At 72.7% G+C, this 16,444-nt stretch carries 17 protein-coding genes and 1 pseudogene; 9 read left to right on the top strand and 9 right to left on the bottom strand.

The window, feature by feature from the left end:
• Positions 1-123: 123 nt before the first annotated feature.
• The 3 genes from ACFV4P_RS14145 to ACFV4P_RS14135 all read right to left on the bottom strand — a co-directional run bounded on the left by ACFV4P_RS14145 (position 124) and on the right by ACFV4P_RS14135 (position 2,126).
• A complete protein-coding gene (locus tag ACFV4P_RS14145; protein ID WP_380470747.1) occupies positions 124-606 on the bottom strand; it encodes an ATP-binding protein in 483 nt (160 codons plus the stop codon).
• Between the two features lie 100 nt (positions 607-706).
• Complete coding sequence (locus ACFV4P_RS14140) at positions 707-1,075, bottom strand: STAS domain-containing protein (protein ID WP_073819006.1); 369 nt, start codon at positions 1,073-1,075, stop codon at positions 707-709.
• A gap of 118 nt (positions 1,076-1,193) precedes the next feature.
• Positions 1,194-2,126, bottom strand: coding sequence for an RNA polymerase sigma factor SigF (locus ACFV4P_RS14135; protein WP_380470745.1), 933 nt, complete (start codon positions 2,124-2,126; stop codon positions 1,194-1,196).
• 204 nt (positions 2,127-2,330) lie between these two features.
• Here ACFV4P_RS14135 and ACFV4P_RS14130 point away from each other — a divergent pair, with 204 nt between their 5' ends.
• Positions 2,331-2,714 (top strand): hypothetical protein, encoded by a 384-nt coding sequence (locus ACFV4P_RS14130; protein ID WP_380470743.1) that lies wholly within the window; start codon positions 2,331-2,333, stop codon positions 2,712-2,714.
• Between the two features lie 63 nt (positions 2,715-2,777).
• Here the strand turns inward: ACFV4P_RS14130 and ACFV4P_RS14125 are convergent, their stop codons facing one another.
• On the bottom strand, positions 2,778-3,137 hold the full coding sequence (locus ACFV4P_RS14125; RefSeq protein WP_073819011.1) for a PRC-barrel domain-containing protein: 360 nt from the start codon (positions 3,135-3,137) through the stop codon (positions 2,778-2,780).
• 79 nt (positions 3,138-3,216) lie between these two features.
• Positions 3,217-3,672: a MarR family winged helix-turn-helix transcriptional regulator gene (locus ACFV4P_RS14120; protein WP_380470741.1), complete on the bottom strand. Its 456-nt coding sequence runs from the start codon at positions 3,670-3,672 to the stop codon at positions 3,217-3,219.
• A gap of 53 nt (positions 3,673-3,725) precedes the next feature.
• Between ACFV4P_RS14120 and ACFV4P_RS14115 the strand changes: the two genes are divergently transcribed.
• A complete protein-coding gene (locus ACFV4P_RS14115) occupies positions 3,726-4,670 on the top strand; it encodes an SAM-dependent methyltransferase (RefSeq protein ID WP_380470739.1) in 945 nt (314 codons plus the stop codon).
• A 74-nt stretch (positions 4,671-4,744) separates the two neighbouring features.
• On the opposite strand, the gene ACFV4P_RS14110 is transcribed toward ACFV4P_RS14115, so the two are convergent.
• A complete protein-coding gene (locus ACFV4P_RS14110) occupies positions 4,745-6,589 on the bottom strand; it encodes a cellulase family glycosylhydrolase (RefSeq protein ID WP_380470737.1) in 1,845 nt (614 codons plus the stop codon).
• 283 nt (positions 6,590-6,872) lie between these two features.
• Here ACFV4P_RS14110 and ACFV4P_RS14105 point away from each other — a divergent pair, with 283 nt between their 5' ends.
• Positions 6,873-7,811, top strand: a complete 939-nt coding sequence (locus ACFV4P_RS14105) for a carbohydrate kinase (RefSeq protein WP_380470735.1) — start codon at positions 6,873-6,875, stop codon at positions 7,809-7,811.
• A 36-nt stretch (positions 7,812-7,847) separates the two neighbouring features.
• Here ACFV4P_RS14105 and ACFV4P_RS14100 read toward each other — a convergent pair whose 3' ends face one another.
• Positions 7,848-8,585: an SDR family NAD(P)-dependent oxidoreductase gene (locus tag ACFV4P_RS14100; protein WP_380470733.1), complete on the bottom strand. Its 738-nt coding sequence runs from the start codon at positions 8,583-8,585 to the stop codon at positions 7,848-7,850.
• A gap of 90 nt (positions 8,586-8,675) precedes the next feature.
• Here ACFV4P_RS14100 and ACFV4P_RS14095 point away from each other — a divergent pair, with 90 nt between their 5' ends.
• The gene (locus tag ACFV4P_RS14095; RefSeq protein ID WP_380470731.1) at positions 8,676-9,554 is read left to right on the top strand and encodes a LysR family transcriptional regulator; all 879 of its coding nucleotides are present in this window, start codon (positions 8,676-8,678) and stop codon (positions 9,552-9,554) included.
• 155 nt (positions 9,555-9,709) lie between these two features.
• Here ACFV4P_RS14095 and ACFV4P_RS14090 read toward each other — a convergent pair whose 3' ends face one another.
• Complete coding sequence (locus ACFV4P_RS14090; RefSeq protein ID WP_380470730.1) at positions 9,710-10,981, bottom strand: FAD-dependent monooxygenase; 1,272 nt, start codon at positions 10,979-10,981, stop codon at positions 9,710-9,712.
• Positions 10,982-11,298: 317 nt separating this feature from the next.
• Between ACFV4P_RS14090 and ACFV4P_RS14085 the strand changes: the two genes are divergently transcribed.
• From ACFV4P_RS14085 to ACFV4P_RS14070, 4 genes are all read left to right on the top strand, one after another.
• Positions 11,299-12,549 carry a serine hydrolase domain-containing protein gene (locus ACFV4P_RS14085; RefSeq protein ID WP_380470728.1) on the top strand — a complete coding sequence of 417 codons (1,251 nt, stop codon included), beginning with the start codon at positions 11,299-11,301 and terminating at the stop codon, positions 12,547-12,549.
• A gap of 266 nt (positions 12,550-12,815) precedes the next feature.
• Positions 12,816-13,784 carry a hypothetical protein gene (locus ACFV4P_RS14080; RefSeq protein WP_380470726.1) on the top strand — a complete coding sequence of 323 codons (969 nt, stop codon included), beginning with the start codon at positions 12,816-12,818 and terminating at the stop codon, positions 13,782-13,784.
• An 85-nt stretch (positions 13,785-13,869) separates the two neighbouring features.
• The gene (locus ACFV4P_RS14075; RefSeq protein ID WP_380470724.1) at positions 13,870-15,174 is read left to right on the top strand and encodes a phage tail sheath family protein; all 1,305 of its coding nucleotides are present in this window, start codon (positions 13,870-13,872) and stop codon (positions 15,172-15,174) included.
• A 129-nt stretch (positions 15,175-15,303) separates the two neighbouring features.
• The gene (locus ACFV4P_RS14070) at positions 15,304-15,429 is read left to right on the top strand and encodes a hypothetical protein (RefSeq protein ID WP_380470722.1); all 126 of its coding nucleotides are present in this window, start codon (positions 15,304-15,306) and stop codon (positions 15,427-15,429) included.
• Positions 15,430-15,527: 98 nt separating this feature from the next.
• On the opposite strand, the gene ACFV4P_RS14065 is transcribed toward ACFV4P_RS14070, so the two are convergent.
• Positions 15,528-16,205, bottom strand: a complete 678-nt coding sequence (locus ACFV4P_RS14065) for a hypothetical protein (RefSeq protein ID WP_380470720.1) — start codon at positions 16,203-16,205, stop codon at positions 15,528-15,530.
• 137 nt (positions 16,206-16,342) lie between these two features.
• On the opposite strand from ACFV4P_RS14065, the pseudogene ACFV4P_RS14060 reads away from it, so the two are divergent.
• A pseudogene (locus ACFV4P_RS14060) lies at positions 16,343-16,441 on the top strand (IS5/IS1182 family transposase); the annotation flags it as partial.
• Positions 16,442-16,444 lie beyond the last annotated feature (3 nt).

Here is a 16,444-nt window from a genome sequence, read left to right as displayed (position 1 = left end):
GGCGCGGGGAGGCGGGCCCCCGGTTGTGGTTGGGGGGCGGCGCTCGGACGCTGCGCCGGTTCGTCGTCCGTGCGGAGGCTGCGGGAACGGAGGCTGCGCGAACGGAGGCTGCGGGCGCGGAGGCTACGGGAGCCGGGGCTGTGCGAGCAGCCGGGAGGCGTCGATCTCCGCCCAGATGGACTTGCCCCGCTGGTGCAGGTCGGCACCCCAGCGGTCGGCGGTGTGCTGCACGATGTACAGGCCGTGACCGCCGGGAAGGCCGGGGCGGTGCGGGGTACGCAGCGCGGGCAGCACGGACGACGTGTCGGAGACCTCGATCCGCAGGCGGGCGGGGGCGGCGTCCAGGACGAGTTCGAGCGGGCCGCCGGCGTGCAGCATCGCGTTGCCCACGAGTTCGGCGACCAGCAGCACGACGTCCTCGGCGAGATCGGCGTCGGGCGGGGTGGACCACGACCAGTCGGCGAGCGCCTCGGTGGTGAACGCGCGGGCCCGGGCCACCGGCCGGGCGACGCCCGCCAGCCGCAGTCGGCGGCGCTGGCCGCCGGGGGGCATGACCGCGCGGGCGTCCGGGCGGTCGCCGTCCAGGGTTCCCCGACTGGGCGTCACGGGCGGGTTCCCTTCGGTCTTGACGGCAGTCTCACGGGTCGGTTTCCCGGCCGTGGCGGGATTATGCCCGGCGGGGCGGACGGTACGCGGACGGAGGGTCTCACCGGTCCGCATCGAGGGCCGCTTCCACCGTGTCGTGGATGGTGAACACGGCTTTCGCGCCGGTCAGTTCGAGCAGGTGGCGGACCGTCCCGGAGAGCGCCGCCAGCCGGAACGGGAGTTCGGAGTCGGCGGCTGCCATCCTGGTCTGCAGCAGCAGGTTCAGCCCGGACGAGTCGCAGAATTCGACCTGGCCGAGATCGACCACGAGCGTCCGGGGGCGCTGGGCCAGCAGCCGGTGCAGTGTCGCGCGGGCCGGCTCCAGGGTCTCGATGTCCAGATCGCCCGACAGCGTGCACACCGCCGCGTTCGACGGCGTGTGCCGCACTTCCACCGCCAGGGGGGCCACGGGTATGTTCTCGGCTGGCATCCTCGTCCTGTTCCCTCGACCGGTCTGGCTCGACCATACGCACGAGCGGCGCGACGGTCGAGACGGGGGTGCCCGGTGGGCGGCATCCGCCCACCGGGCACCCCGAGTTGACGAACCGTCAGATCTGGTCGGAGGCCAGACCGGTGCGGAGCTTGGCGAGGGTGCGCGACAGCAGTCGGGAGACGTGCATCTGGGACAGGCCGAGGCGGGCGCCGATCTGCGACTGGGTGAGGTCCTCGGTGAACCGCATCGAGAGGATCAGCCGTTCCCGCTCGGGGAGTTCCGCGATCAGCGGCTTCAGCGCGACCAGGTTCTCCACCAGGCCGTAGCCGCCGTCCACCCGGCCGAGGCGGTCGGCGGGCTGCTGCCCGTCGCCGTCGCCCGGGGCGGTCAGGTCGAGCGAGCCGGCGGTGTGCGCGTTGGCGGCGGCCAGGCCCTCGATCACCTCCTCCTCGGGCAGCGACAGGTGCTCGGCGAGGTCGGCGACGGTCGGCTCGCGGTCCAGGGTCTGGGCCAGCGCGTCCGTGGCCTTGGCGAGGTCGAGGCGCAGCTCCTGGAGCCGGCGCGGCACGTGCACGGACCAGGTGGTGTCGCGGAAGTGGCGGCGTATCTCGCCGACGATGGTGGGCACCGCGTACGTGGTGAACTCCACCCCGAGGGTCGGGTCGAACCGGTCGATGGCCTTGATCAGGCCGACCGAGCCGACCTGCAGCAGGTCCTCGTACGGCTCCTTGGTGCGGCCGAAACGGCGGATCGCGAACCTGACCAGGGTCAGGTTGAGTTCGACGAGCGTGCTGCGGACGTACGAGTACTCGCGGGTGCCCTCCTCCAGGCCCGCCAGGCGGCGCAGCAGGACGCGGCTCAGCTCGCGGGCGTCGGCGGGGGCGGCGTGGGCGGGGTCCGCGAGGGCGTCCGCGAGGGCGTTCGCGACGGACCCGGAACCCGGCAGGCTCCCCGTGATGTCGGACCCGGTGACCGGGGGCGTTCCGAGCGGCTCGGAGGTCGCCCCGGCGGGTGCGGACAGGAGAAGTTCATCAGTGGGCACAGGCATGCCTTTCCTTTCCTCGTCTCCGGCCGGTCCGTCCCCGGGTACCCGATCGCCCGCGGGTCATGCCCGGCAGGCGTGTGGAGGTTTCGTGGGCACGGTTCGGCGGCGCGCGTTCCGAGGTGCTGTGCATGACCTTCGGGCGACGGGGCAGGCGGAGCGCGGACGCGGACCGCAGTCGGGCGGCCGCACCCGGTGAGGAGGAAGACCATGGGCCGGATCGAGGAATCCGTGGAGATCGACGCGCCGATCGAGGCGGTCTACCGTGCGTGGACCGAGCGCGCGTCGCTGCCTGCCTGCATGCGCGGCGGTGCGGAGCGCGGCGTCGTCGCCGTCGAGGTGGCGCCGCTGGACCGGATCGCGTGGAGCGGCGGCGAGGAGCGGCCCGGGCACTCCGGGGTGGTGACCTTCCATCGTGCCGGGGCGGCCGACGGTGAGGACAGCACCCGGGTGATGCTGCAGCTGGACACCGAGCCGCACGGGCTGTGGGACCACCTGGTGGAGGGGCTCGGCTTCACCGATCGGCACGTCATCGACGAACTCGCGGCGTTCAAGGCGGACGTCGAGCGGGGCGGCCCGGGCCTGGCCGCCTGAGCGTCGCCTCCGGGCCTTTCGGCGGGGCCTTCGGAGGGTGCGGGGCCTTCGGCGTTCCGGGGCTCAGCGGCGGGCGAGCCGCCGTTCGCCGCCCGCGCCGGTGGCGTAGTCCAGGTTGTAGTGCGCGAACACCTCCGGTTCCTGCTCGGCGGCCAGCACGCCGTCCACGTCGATGGACGGGGCGTCCTTCACGTCGTCGCGGCCGAACGGGACCCGCACGTAGCCGGGCCCGACCACGGCGTCCGCGACGGGCACGAACACCAGGCGCTTCTGGCGGCCGAACATGCCCACCGTGACGGTGGCGAAGGACGGCAGGTCGGTGGCGGTGTCGACGTAGATGTTCTCCAGGGCGCCGATCTTCTTGCTGTCCTGGTCGACCACGTCGTGACCGCGCCACTCGCGGATGTCGGCGATCTCGATCATTGACGGCCTCCGTTGCTGCATCGGACGGTCCGATGGATGGCCGGGCCCACGGCTGCGCGGACTCCCGACCTGTCCATGGTCAGCGAAGCCGGTCGGGCTCGCCCGTCCGCGCCGCCGGGCCCGGCGGGAGCAGCAGGCCGGCCAGTTCGTCGAGCAGCTCGGCGACCCGGCGGGCCTGGTCCGGATCGGGGACGGCCCGGGCGATGACGGGCTCGGCGGGACGGGCGACCCGGGCCCGGATGTAGTGGCGGGCCGGCTCGGAGGCGCTCAGCAGGGTGCGGCGGCCGTCCGCCGGGTCGGGGACGGCGTCCAGCAAGCCGCGTTCGCGCAGACGGGCGACCGAGGTGGAGACGTGGCTCTGGGCGAAGCCGGTACGGACCCGGATGTCCTGCACCGAGGTGTTCGGGTGCCGGTACACGTCGGAGATCACCGCGATCTCGCCCGGGGAGAGGGTCGCCGAGGCGTGATCGGTGACCATCTCCCGGCCGAGCTCGGTCAGTCGCTTGCCGAGCCGCAGAAGCCGTACGCCGTCCATGCGCGGCAGAATACATCTTCACAGATGCATCGGTGCCGATGTAGTTTTCCGGCATGACGAACCACGAGCCGGTCAGCGCCGGCCTGCCCGCTGCCACCGCCGGACTGCCCACTGCCGCTGCCGGCCTGCCCGGTGCCGCTTCCGCTGCGGGACTGCCGGCTGCCGGTGCCGCTTCCGCTTCCGCTTCCGCCGCCGCCGAGCAGCTGAGCCCCGTGTCCCGCACCGCCCTCGCCGTGGCCCGGGGCCGCGCCTACGAGAGCGCCCAGCCCGAGCCGCTGTTCACCGACCCCTACGCGCTCGCCTTCGTCACCGCCGCCGGTGCCCCGCCGCGCCCCGCCGACACCGTGCTCGGGCCGCTCGCGCGCCGCCTGCTCATGCACGGCATCCTGCGCACCCGCCACTACGACGACGGGCTGCTCGCCGCCGGCGCCCGCCAGGTCGTGGTGCTCGCCGCCGGGCTCGACACCCGTGCCTACCGGCTGCCCTGGCCGGACGGCACCCGCCTGTACGAGATCGACCTGCCGCCCGTCCTCGCCTTCAAGGAGCAGGTCCTCACCGCCCAGGACGCCCGGCCGCGGTGCGAGCGCACCGCGCTGCCCGCCGACCTCACCGACCCCCGCTGGCCCGAGCAGCTCCGGGCCGCCGGCTTCGACCCCACGCAGCCCACCGCCTGGCTCGCCGAAGGGCTGCTGGTCTACCTCGACGCCGACCAGGCCGCCCAACTGCTCACCACCGTCGGAGAGTTGTCCGCAACCGGAAGCCGCCTGCTGGTCGAACAGGGACGCGACGTCAGCCGCACCCCCGTCGAGGAGGGCCTCACCGAGATGACCTCGCTGTGGCGCGGCGGCCTCGGGCCCGGCACCGCCGACTGGCTCGATGCCCACGGCTGGACCACCCGCTTCACCTCGCTCGACGACATCGCCGCCACCCACGGCCGGGTTCTGCCGCCCGCCACCGGCACCGTCGTCAACGGCTTCCTGGAGGCCGTCCGGGCCTGAGCCCCCACGCGCCTGCGGCACCCGCCCGTCCGCCTTCGAGCAGGCGAACGGGCGGGTGCCGCACCGGGATCGGGTCAGGAGGTCGCGGTGCAGACCGGCGTCGCCGTGGCCACCGCCGAGGAGTCCGTCCGGGTCGCCTGAACGCCGAACGTGGTGGACGCCGCCGGGGCCAGCACACCGTTGTAGGCCTGGCTGTTCGCCGTCACCGTCTGCCCGCTGCGGGTGACGTCGGCGCTCCAACTCCCGCTGATCTGAAGCCCGGTGGGCCACGTCCAGACCACCCGCCAGCTCTTGGTGGCGGCCGCGCCGGTGTTGGTGACCGTCACCGTCGCGGTCAGGCCGCTGCCCCAGTCGTTCAGGCTGATCGCCGCCGAACACCCGGCGCTGCCCCCGCCGCCCGGCGAGGTGGTCGCCGTCACCGCCGACGACGCCGCCGACACGTTGCCCGCCGCGTCCTTCGCCCGGACCGTGTACGTGTACGCCGTCGCCGCGCTCAACCCGCTGTCGGTGTAGGAGGTTCCGGTCACCGACGCGACCTTCGAACCGCCCCGGTACACGTCGTACCCCGTCACGCCGGTGTTGTCGGTCGACGCCGTCCAGGACAGCGACACGCTGCTCGCCGTCGTCCCCGTCACCGCCAACCCAACCGGCACCGTGGGCGCTTGCGTGTCACCCGTGCCGCCGCCGCCCGAACCGCCCGAGAAATTGGGGGACTTGACCGACGCCAGGTAGCCGTCCTTCACCGTGTTCACGGTCGTCCAGTCGTCGTTCAGGATGCCGCCGGTGTCACCCGAGTTCGGGTTCCACGACCAGAACGTCCACTGGAAGGAGTCCGCGCCCGCCGTCGCCGTCGGCCGCAGATACTGCACCAACGCCTTCAACCACGTCTGGTCGGTGGCGGATTGGAGCGTGGTGCCGAACTCGCCGACCCACACCGGGGCGATGTTCTGGTTGAACAGGTAGCCCCAGTTCTTGTCCCAGACACCCGGCATGTTCGACGGGAAGCTCGGGTCGGTGAACCAGGGCTGCTGCGCCACGCTGGTCGCGTAGTCGTGCGCCGAGTACACCACCCGGTTGGCGACGCTCAGTTGGACCGGGTACTGGCCCGCGCCCTGCAGGTTGCCGCCCCACCAGTACGAGGAGCCGTTGAAGGACTGCACGCCCTCCACGAAGATCAGCAGCTTCGAGTTGGCCGCCAGCACCGCCTCGCCGCCGCGCTGCGCCGCCAGCCGCCAGTCGGTGGACTGGTCGCCGCAGCCCCAACAGGCCGGGTCGTGCGGCTCGTTGTGCAGGTCGATGCCGACCACCGCCGAGTTGCCCGCGTACCGGGCGGCGATCGTCTTCAGGTTCGCCAGCCAGGTCGACTCCGGCACCGAGGAGGTGTACCAGAGCGCCGACTGCCCGCCGGAGTCCGGGCGGTGGCGGTCGAGGATCACCTTCATGCCCACGGTGCCCGCGTAGGTGACCAGCTTGTCCATCACGCCGAGCGAGTTCAGGCCGACCAGGTCGGCGTTCATGCCGCCCGAGGTGTTGATGCTGGTGGGCGTGGTGCCCTTGAAGATGTCGTCGCTGTACGGCAGCCGGATGGTGTTGTAGCCCAGCGACTTCATCTGGTCGATCATCGACTTGTAGTCGCGGCTCCACAGACCGTGCGGCACGTAGTTGGAGGTCTCGAAGCCGAACCAATTGATGCCGGCGATCCGGACCGGGGTGCCGGCCTCGTCCAGGATCTGGCGGCCGCTGGTGTGCCAGAAACCGGCACCGGCCGTGGCTGCTGCTCCCGGTACGGCGGACGCGATGGACGTGGGGGCTGTGGACGTGGCAGGGACGGCGGGGGTGGCGGGGGCTGCGGCGAAGGTGAGTGCGAGCAGGGCGGCCAGCGCGGTGGCGGGGGCCGCCAGGCGGCGTGGGAGTCGCATGGTTTCGTTCCTCTGTGAGCGCGGGCGGGGGCGTCCGACAGGGCCCTTGGGGGTGCGGGACATCACGCCAGATGCGTTCGGGCGGTGTCAATAGACTTGGGAGCGCTCCCATTTGAGGTGCGGAGAACCGGGCGGCGGGCTGAAAGGTACATCGTTCGGGGGCGGTGCCGATTGACGCGGGGCGGGGCGCGGTGATGGAGTCCGAGGCGGTCCGGCGTGGGTCGCGGGCGGGTCCGGTGTGCGTTCGGGACGAAGTGTTCGCCCTGATGGGAGGCTGGTTTCGATGGCAGGTCGGTCGATCACCGTGGTCGGGGAGTGCGTCGCCGACGCGTTCGTCGAGCGCGGCGCTGCGCGCCCCGGCGAGTTGGCGCTGCGGGTGCTGCCCGGCGGAGGCCCCGCGAACACCGCCGTGGCGCTCGCCCGGCTGGGCACGCCGACACGGTTCCTCGGACGGATCTCCACCGACCCGTTCGGCGACCTGTTCCGCGCCCACCTGGCCGACTCCGGCGTGGACCTGACGGGCGCCGTCCGGGCCGCCGAGCCCAGCACCCTGGCGTTCGCCGCGCTCGACGGCGACGGCCACGCCTCCTACTCGTTCCACGCCGAGCGGACTGCCGACTGGCAGTGGACGGAGGGCGAGTTGGCGGCGGCCCGGGCCGACGGCGCGGTGTGCGTGCACACCGGCTCACTGGCGCTGGTGCGCGAACCCGGCGGCCCCCGGATCGAGGACCTGCTGGCCGACGTCCGGGCCACCGCCACCGTCTCGATCGACCCCAACGTCCGCCCCCTGCTGGTCGATCCGGCGGCCTACCGGCGGCGGCTGGCCCGCTGGTGCGCACTCGCCGACATCCTGCGCCTCAGCGCCGACGACCTCGCGCTGTTGCTGCCCGACACCATGCCCGAACAGGCCTGCGACCACTGGCACGAGGCCGGCGCCCGGCTGGTGGTGATCACCCTGGCCGAGCACGGGGCGCTCGCCTCCTTGGACGGCCGGCGGATCCGGGTGACCGCACCGCCGACCACCGTGGTGGACACTGTCGGCGCGGGCGACTCGTTCACCGCCGGGCTGCTCCACTCGCTCGCCGAACAGGGCGTCCTGGGCGGGCGGTTGGACGCCCTGACGATGTCCGGCCTTGAGCAGGCCGGTGGGTTCGCGGCGCGGGTCGCGGCTCGGACGGTCGCGGTGGCCGGGGCCAACCCGCCGTGGGCCGGGGAGCTTTGAGCCGTTCGGTCGGCAGTGCTGAAAGGGCCACCAGGGTCACCAGGGCAGCGGGCCGTCCTCGTTGAAGAATCGGCCGGTCGGACCGTCGGCGGGCAGGGTGGCCAGCCGCACCGCGACCACCGCTCCCTGGGCGGGAGTCCGGGTGCCGCGGTGGCCGTTGAGGTCGGTGTCGCAGAAGCCCGGACAGGCCAGGTTGACCAGGATGCCGTCGCCGCTCAACGCCTTCGCGTACTGCACCGTCACCGCGTTCAGGAAGGTCTTCGACGGCGCGTACGCCGCCGAGACCAGCCCCGCGAGCTCGTCCGGATCGGACTGCAACGCCAACGAGCCCACGCCGCTGGACATGTTGACGATCCGCGGCGCGGCCGAGCGGCGCAGCAGCGGCAGGACGGCGTTGGTCACCCGCATCACCCCCAGTACGTTGGTGTCCACCACCTGCCGCACCAGCTCCAGGTCGACGGTGGTCGGCTCCTGATTCCAACTGCCCGCCACCGCCGCATTGTTGACCAGCACGTCGAGCCGCCCGAAGCGCTCTTCCAGCAGCTTCGCGGCGGCCGTCGCGGAGGCATCGTCGGTGACGTCCAGCGGCACCCCGAAGGCGTCCACGCCACGGGCGCGCAGCGTCCGCACCGCGTCCTCGCGACGCTGCGCGTCGCGGGCTCCGACGCCGACCTGCCAGCCCAACTCGCCCATACCGGCGGCGATTTCGTACCCGATGCCCTTGTTCGCGCCGGTCACCAGCGCGACGGTCCGTCCGTTCGTGTTCTCGTTCATGACGCCATGCTCGGGCCCGGCCCGGTGCGGCGGCAAAGACCGATCGGGTACGGGGACGATACCCGGCGGGTATCGGTCTAGGCTGGGCCGGTGGAGACCAGGGAACTGCGCTACTTCGTGGCCGTGGCCGAGGAGTTGCACTTCGGGCGGGCGGCCCGGCGGCTCGGGATCGCGCAGCCGCCGCTGTCGCGGGCGATCGCCCAGCTGGAACGGCGGCTCGGCACCGTGCTGCTGGAACGCGAAAGTCGGGGCGTCGCGCTCACCGGCCCGGGGCACGTGCTGCTGCGCGAGGGCCGCACCGTGCTGGCGGCGGTCGCCGCGGCCGAGGCCCGCACCCGGCGGGCCGGGCAGCCGCCCGGGCTGGTGCTGGCCGCGAAGGCCGGCGCGTCCACCGAACTGCTGGCCGCCCTGCTCGACGCGTACGCCGCCCGACCGGACCCGGTGCCGGTGGACCTTCGGCTGTGCCGGTTCGGCGAACAGTCCGGCCTGCTGCGCGAGGGCGCGGTGGACGCGGCACTGCTGCACCTGCCGTTCGACACCACCGAGGGCCTGGACAGCGAGGAACTGCACACCGAGGGCCGGATCGCGCTGCTCCCGGCCGGTCACCCACTTGCCGTCCGCCCCGCGCTGCGGCTCGCCGAACTCGCCGCGCTGCCGGACCTGCCCGCGCCGCGCTTCCCGCGCCGTGACGGCAGCTACCCCGACGGGCCCGGCCCCGAGATCCGCGACACCACCCAGCTCAACCAGCTGATCGCGCTCGGCCGGATGCACGCCGTGCTGCCCGAGTCGGCCCGCAGCCAACTGCGTCCCGGCATCGCCGTCGTCCCCGTGCTCGACGCCCCGCCCGTCACCACCGTGCTGGCCTGGGACCCGGCCGCCCGCTCCCGCCCGCTGGCCGGGCTGGTGCGGACGGCCGTGGAGGTGTTCGGCGGAGGTGGGGCGAACGGCGATGTCACCGACGGGAGTTGATCAACTGTGTTGGTGTGGCGATGAGTTGGTGAACTCGCCAGGTGGCAGCAAGAGTTGGCGGATTAGGAGCCGGCGGGTCGGGAGTTGAGCGCGGACCACTGCCAGGTGCCACCGATGCGGACGTGCGGGCGGCAGTTGGCAGTGCCGACGGATCGTCAACGGGCGCTCGGCGTACGGAGGGTGGGCGGCTGCCAGGCGTACGTGGGCGCGGAGCGGTCGAGCAGGACCCGGGCGGGCAGGCGTCCCGCGAACGCGAGCGCGCCGTCCCGGAGGAGGACGCCCGGGCGGGAGCGGACGGCGACCAGGCGGCCCACGGTGTGCGAGCCGGCGACGATCCGGGAGGTGCGGGGGAGGCGGGCAGCGGAGTACTCGGGGAGGGCTTCGATCGGGTCGGGCGGGGTGAAGGCCGGGGTGGAGGGCGTGGTCGGCGGGATCGGGTCGGGGAGGGCGGCGGCGAGGACCACCGCGTCCTCGATGGCCTGGCAGGCGCCCTGGCCCTGGAACGGCGACATGGCGTGCGCGGCGTCGCCGAGCAGCGCGACCCGGCCGCGGTGGAACGCCGGCAGCGGGTCGGTGAGTGCCCACACGTCGTTCCGCAGCACCCGGGCGGGCTCGCTGCACCGCAACAGTTCCGGCAGCGGAGAGCACCAACTGCCGTACCGGCGCAGCATTTCGGCGTGCTCGTCGCCGTCGGCCGCACGCTGCCCCGCCGGTGCGAGGGCGGCCGCGTACACGTACACCCGCCCGGCGGCGAGCGGCACGATGCCGGCGAGCGCGCCGCGTCCCCAGATCTCGCCGACGGCGGCGGGCGGGTGCTCGGGGTGGTCGATGACGGTGCGCCAGGTGGTGAACCCCGAGTAGCGCGGCCCCGGGTGGCTCGGGAACAGGTGCGCGCGGGTGGCGGAGCGGATGCCGTCGGCCGCGACGACGAGACGTGCCTCGTGGCGGCCGTCCGGGGCCTCCACCAGGGCAGGTGCGAGCGCGTCGCCGGTGTCGAGCAGCGTCGCCGGCGAGCCGGTGCGGACGGTGCCGGGCGGGAGGGCCTCCAGCAGCGCGGCGATCAGCTCGGCGCGCGCCACCGCCAGCACCGGTTCGCCGAAGTGCCGCTGCACGGCGTCGGAGTCCGTCCGCGCCAGCCAACGCCCGGACGGCTGCCGCAGGCCGACAGCCGGGTGCCGCACCGCGAGGGCGCGCAGGCGCGCGCCGACGCCGAGAGCGTCCAGCGCCCGCAGCGCGTTCGGCGCCAACGCCAGCCCTGCTCCCACCGGTTCGAGGCTCGCGGTGCGCTCGTGGACGGTGACGGGGAAGCCGCGGCGGTGCAGGGCGAGAGCGGCGGCGAGGCCGCCGATTCCGCCCCCGAGGACGATCGCGGGGCGCGCGGCGGGGGTGCCGGGGGCAGCGGGGCTGGAGTGCGGGGAGGGCGACATAGTGGGACTCCCATCGGCCAGTTGGACTACAGGTGTAGTTCCGCGTGCTGAGGCCGAGCGTACTACGGGTGTAGTGGGAGTGGGGCGCGGGTGGGTGGTGACGGTGGTCTCGTCGGTCTCGCCGGCTTCGTGGGGCCTGTACCCCCGGAAGAATCCGAGGCCGCACCCCGACCGGTCTCGGGGGCGCGACCCCGGGTCCATTCGGGGGCGACTCGGCCCACGGAACGGCGACGGCCGCCGGAATACCTGACAAGCTTTCAGAAATGCTCAGCGACAACCCGGTTGACCCTTCCGCGACCCAGAACAGGGAGGCCGGCATGACTGCCGAACCGACCACCCGGACCGCCCCGAACGCCCCCCGTACCGCGCCCGGCACCGGGCGACGGCGCGCGCTGCGTGCCGCCGTCGCAGCCGCCGTCGGCGCGGGCCTGCTCGCCGCGCTCGCCCCGGCCGCCGCCGCCCGTACCGCCGCCGACACCTTGGCGCGGCAGGCCGACCGGCAGGTCGACTGGCAGGCCGCCGACGCGGCCCTCGCCGGGATGACCGACCCCGGATACTCGACCTCCGCCCTCGGCGCCGTCCGTCTGGACGGCCGACTCGCCTGGCGCAACGCCACCGGCGTCGCCGAACTCGCCACCGACAGACCCGCCGACCCGCGCGGAGCCTTCCGGATCGGCAGCGCCACCAAGACCTTCGTCGCCACCGCACTGCTCCAACTCGTCGGCGAGCACCGGCTGAACCTCGACGACCACCTGGAGTCCCTGCTGCCGGGCGCCGTCCCGAACAGCAACGCGATCACCGTCCGGCAACTGCTCAACCACACCAGCGGCGTCGCCGACTACACCCAGGACCCGGCCTTCGACTTCTCCGACCAGTGGCTGAACGGCGGCCGCTACACCTCCTACCGCCTGCGGGACCTGGTGGACATCGCCAACAAGTACCCGCCGGCCTTCGCCCCCGGCCAGGACTGGCAGTACTCCAACACCAACTACATCCTGATCGGGATGATCATCGAGAAGCTCACCGGCCACAGCTGGACCGACGAGGTCACCCGCCGCATCATCCGCCCGCTCCGACTCGCCAACACCCGGATGCCCGGCGACTTCCCGTTCATCCCGGGCCCGCACGCCCACGCCTACGTCAAGTCCGCCACCGGGCCGGTCGACGTCACCACACTCAACCCCTCGATGGCCGGCTCCGCCGGTGGCGGCATCTCCACCACCGCAGACCTGACGGCCTTCCTCGACGCCCTGCTCGGCGGCCGCCTGCTGCGCCCGGCCGAGCTCGCCGCGATGAAGGAGACCACCGCCCATGGCGAGGGCCGGACGTACGGCCTCGGCCTCCAGCGCCTGGACACTTCGTGCGGCCCGTTCTGGGGCCACGCCGGCGGCATCCCCGGCTACAGCACGATGATGCTGGCCTCCCCGGACGGCAAGCGCGAGTTCGCCGCGAACACCACGTTCTACGACGCCCCCGACCAGGACGCCGCCAATGCCGCCTGGCTCAAGGTGACCGAGACCGCCGTGTGCTCGACGGGCGCGACAGGGACGCCGAACTCCACGCCGTAGCACCGTAGTTCGCAACGTGCCCCCGATCGCGGCGGGCGGGGGGCAGCGCCTTCGTACCCGGCCGGGACCTCAACCGCTCACGTTCCGGGGTGCTCCGCCTGAATGCTGACGTCGCCGTTATCCGGCAGGGGGAGGCCGGTCGTCCGGGCGGTTGATGCCATGCCGTGGCGGTCGCTGCGACATTCGGAGTCATGGATGGTGATGGACGGACAGTGAGGACCCTCTGGCGTGGCTGGTGGCTGGGATGGCCGCGCTGGGTGGGGTGGGTGACAGCGCTGTGGGGGGCGGTCTACGGCGCGTTCGGTCTCGTCTGCGCGCTGCACGGGACGCCGTTGTTCCACGACGGCGGCGTCCGCGGGGCCGCCAAACTCGACTGGGCCGTCGTGGCGGTGGGCGCGGCGGCGGCGCTGGTCTGCGGGGTGGTGGTGCGCGGCGGGCTGCGGCCGACGTTACGCGTGCTGCTCCGGGTGCTGTGCGGGCTGGCCGGGATCGCGGCGTTCAGTCTGCTGATGGATGTGATCACACTGATGGTCGGTCAGGGGCTGGACAGTCCGGCGGCCACCGCGAACCGTTCACTGGCGGCCGCCGGGGCGTTCCTGCTTGCGGCGACCGCCCGGGCGGACCGTCGCCGGACCGCCGGTGCCATCGCGCCGCCTCCCTCTCCCGCCCCCGTGCCGGTCCAACGTGCCGCCTGCGCGGGCACCGTGGCGTTCCTCCCGTGCGCAGCGATGAAGCTGGTGTGGGTGTCGGGCGGCACCTTTGCCGGGATCGGCTACGAGGAGATGATCGCGATGTCCGAACACGACGGCGCTTCGGGGATCTGGCTCACCCTGGAGTCCTGGGGTGTGGACGTCACCGTTCTCCTGGCCGCACTCGGCGTCTTTCTCCTGTGGGGGCTCGTCCGCCCGTGGGGTCAGGTCTTCCCCCGCTGGACGCTCCTGCTGCGCGGCCGACGCGTTCCCCGCTGGCTCCCGCTGACCCCCGCCCTGATCGGCGCAGCCACCCTCGCCCCCTACGGACTGCTCGGGCTCGGCTACTGCACCCTGGCCTCCGTCGGCGTCATGACGATGCGGCAGGGCGACACCCCTTCCTCGCAGGACGCGCTGCTGATGGCCTGGATCGGCATGGTCGCGTTCGGCGTCTACGGCGTCGCGCTCGCCGTCGCCGCGCGCTCGTACTGGCTTCGGACCCGTCCGAGAGGTTTCATCCGAAGAGGTGGTTTGCCCCTCCGATGAGGTGCCGGGGCGGCGCGCTGCGATGGGGTGGGGACTGCCCTTGCCGTTCGTGCAAGCAGCGGCCCCCTCACCTCAAGGAGAGCAGATGCCCGACCCGACGCCGCCAGGAGTCTTCGTGAAGGAGCTCCCCAGCGGAGTGCGCATGATCACCGGGGCGAGCACCTCGGTCCCGGCGTTCCTCGGCTACACGAAGCCGTCCGCCAACGATGATTCGGAGGCGAACCCGCAGCCGTTCACCGAGGCCGAGCGTACCGTTCCGCAGAAGATTGGCAGCTGGCGGGAGTTCGCCGCCCGCTACAGCGTCCCGGGAATCGCCAAGGAGCTCGCGGACGCGACCGACCCGGCCGCGATTCATGCGCTGCAACGGTGCCTGCCGCTGGCCGAGGCGGTCCACGGGTTCTTCGCCAACGGCGGGGGCGCCTGCTACGTGGTGGGTTTCACCGGCCCGCAGGATGCCGTCCCGCCCGAGGCCCTCAAGGGGAACACGGAGGCCCGCAGCGGCCTCGCCGGCCTGGAGACCGTGCCCGAGGTCACCATGGTCGCCGTGCCCAGCCTCTGGGACATGACCGCGGACGTCTCCGCCGAGAAGGAGGCACCCGCGCCCGACCATGCCGCGGGCGTCGACAGGATGAACGAGGTCGTGAGGCACTGCACCGAGCAGCGCAACCGGCTGGCGATCCTCGACCCGCCGCCCGGCCTGACCCCGGCCCAGGTGGGCGCCTTCGCCGACACGCTCGCCTCACCCGACACCGACGACGCCGCCTTCACCACCCTGTACTACCCGTGGATCACGGTCCCGGGCGTCGACGCCGTCGAGCGCACCGTGCCGCCGTGCGGCCACCTGGCGGGAGTCTGGGCCCGCACCGACGCCGAACGCGGCATCTTCAAGGCCCCCGCCAACCAGAACCTTCGCGGCGCGCTGGGGATCGAAACCGTTCTGACGGACGACGAGCACGGTGAGCTGAACGCGAAGGGCGTCAACTGCCTGCGGGTCTTCCCGGATCGGGGCCTGCTCGTGTGGGGCGCCCGCACCAGGTCGACCACCCGCGACTGGCGCTACCTCAACGTCCGCCGCCTGGTGTCCTACCTCTCCGACTCCATCCGGCAGTCCTCGACGTGGGCGGTGTTCGAGCCCAACGACGAACGGCTGTGGGCGACGTTGCGGCACTCCGTCTCCTCGTTCCTCACCGACCAGTGGCGACAGGGCGCCCTCGTGGGACGGACGCCGGACGAGGCGTTCTACGTGATCTGCGACGCCACCAACAACACGACCGAGACCACGGCCGACGGCAAGGTCGTCTGCGACATCGGCGTCGCACCCGTGCGCCCCGCCGAGTTCGTCCACTTCACCATCACCCAGATCGCCGGCGAGAGCGAAAGGACCACCTGACGGCCGGCCGGTCTGCCCCAACCCGGCGGCGAGGAGCGGGAATCGGCAACGAAGCGGACGGCCGGCCGGTGCGGTACTCGGCCGGCCGCCGAGGGGGCGGCCCGGCGACGCGGCTGCGACCGCGCGGTCGTGTCCTCCTTCACCTTCCAGGCACCCGGCTTCTACCAGCGCCACGGCTACGCCGAGACCGGCCGGACGCTGGGGATTCCCGGGGGTCATGCGGACGTTCACATGTTCAAGTCGCTCGGCGGGTGAGCGCGTTCGCGCCTGACGGGATCGAGTTGGTCGCAGCCGTCCTCGATGACCGCGAGCACTGAATTTCTAGCTGCGACTCGCGCGGACCCGGGCCCAGGCTACGAATTCGTCTGCGACCGGGTAGTGGGTTTCCACCTGGGCAAGGAGCTCCTCAAACTCCTCCGGCGAGGCGTCATCGACCCGGAGGAGCATCCCAGATGCAGACGTTGGATGCCGCCTCGTGTCAGCAGCATCCCGCTGCCGGTCACCAGGTCATGGGCGGCGGGGCCGATCCTCATGCCGGAGATTCGTCGGCCCTGCGCGTTCTCGACGATGGCCGGCCGGGTCGCCGCTCGCAGGGCCTTCCAGACCAGGCTGGACTCCTCGGTCAGGAGCTGGTGCCTCTCGGGCCCGACCTCCTGCTCGAACCAACGCACCGCGAGACGGCCGGCTTCGAAGGCTTCGCCCTCGCCGTCCTGTAGGCGGCGGGAACGAAGGAACTGCACGACGGCTGAGTGTCCGATGTCGGATCTGGGTACGAGTGCGTCGTCCACCAGGACATCTTCAGGTGCCTGAGCCCCACCCGGCAGAAGCAGGAACGCTTGCCGGCCACCGCAGCGCAGGGCCTCACCGAGTTGGCGATGCAGATGCACCTGGTGAAGGCCCTTCGGGCCGGGATGACTGCACAGCCAGCCGGAGTACGGCAGGGCGTCGTTGATGCGCTGCCCGATGAGTTGTTCGTCTTGGGGCAGCGACCAGACATCGGTCGTCTTCGTTCGGGAGCCAGGAGAAGCCACGCGCGCAGCATGGCAGAGAACGAGGACATCTCCGCAGGGGCGTCCTGGTCCCGGCCCCCTGCCTCAGGCCGGGAGGTCTCCGCCGGCTGATGCGACGATCACGGGATGCCTCGTGTGATCACCGCATCGGAAGCCTCATGCAGGTCGTCGTCGACGCTGACACCCGTCCGGTCGTCGCCGTGGGCCGCGCACTGCCAGGCAATCGCCATGACTGCAATGCCTGGACCGAGTCGGGTGAT

The organism is Kitasatospora sp. NPDC059795, assembly GCF_042732175.1.
Taxonomy (GTDB): domain Bacteria; phylum Actinomycetota; class Actinomycetes; order Streptomycetales; family Streptomycetaceae; genus Kitasatospora.
Note: the sequence above shows the minus strand (reverse complement) of the source record. Positions and strands in the feature narration are given on the sequence as shown.

What these genes read in the sequence shown, in the direction of transcription:
- ACFV4P_RS14140 (WP_073819006.1), bottom strand. Translation starts at nt 1,075, where the DNA reads ATGCCAGCCGAGAACATACCCGTGGCCCCCCTGGCGGTGGAAGTGCGG.
- ACFV4P_RS14135 (WP_380470745.1), bottom strand. Translation starts at nt 2,126, where the DNA reads ATGCCTGTGCCCACTGATGAACTTCTCCTGTCCGCACCCGCCGGGGCG.
- ACFV4P_RS14130 (WP_380470743.1), top strand. Translation starts at nt 2,331, where the DNA reads ATGGGCCGGATCGAGGAATCCGTGGAGATCGACGCGCCGATCGAGGCG.
- ACFV4P_RS14125 (WP_073819011.1), bottom strand. Translation starts at nt 3,137, where the DNA reads ATGATCGAGATCGCCGACATCCGCGAGTGGCGCGGTCACGACGTGGTC.
- ACFV4P_RS14120 (WP_380470741.1), bottom strand. Translation starts at nt 3,672, where the DNA reads ATGGACGGCGTACGGCTTCTGCGGCTCGGCAAGCGACTGACCGAGCTC.
- ACFV4P_RS14115 (WP_380470739.1), top strand. Translation starts at nt 3,726, where the DNA reads ATGACGAACCACGAGCCGGTCAGCGCCGGCCTGCCCGCTGCCACCGCC.
- ACFV4P_RS14110 (WP_380470737.1), bottom strand. Translation starts at nt 6,589, where the DNA reads ATGCGACTCCCACGCCGCCTGGCGGCCCCCGCCACCGCGCTGGCCGCC.
- ACFV4P_RS14105 (WP_380470735.1), top strand. Translation starts at nt 6,873, where the DNA reads ATGGCAGGTCGGTCGATCACCGTGGTCGGGGAGTGCGTCGCCGACGCG.
- ACFV4P_RS14100 (WP_380470733.1), bottom strand. Translation starts at nt 8,585, where the DNA reads ATGAACGAGAACACGAACGGACGGACCGTCGCGCTGGTGACCGGCGCG.
- ACFV4P_RS14090 (WP_380470730.1), bottom strand. Translation starts at nt 10,981, where the DNA reads ATGTCGCCCTCCCCGCACTCCAGCCCCGCTGCCCCCGGCACCCCCGCC.
- ACFV4P_RS14085 (WP_380470728.1), top strand. Translation starts at nt 11,299, where the DNA reads ATGACTGCCGAACCGACCACCCGGACCGCCCCGAACGCCCCCCGTACC.
- ACFV4P_RS14075 (WP_380470724.1), top strand. Translation starts at nt 13,870, where the DNA reads ATGCCCGACCCGACGCCGCCAGGAGTCTTCGTGAAGGAGCTCCCCAGC.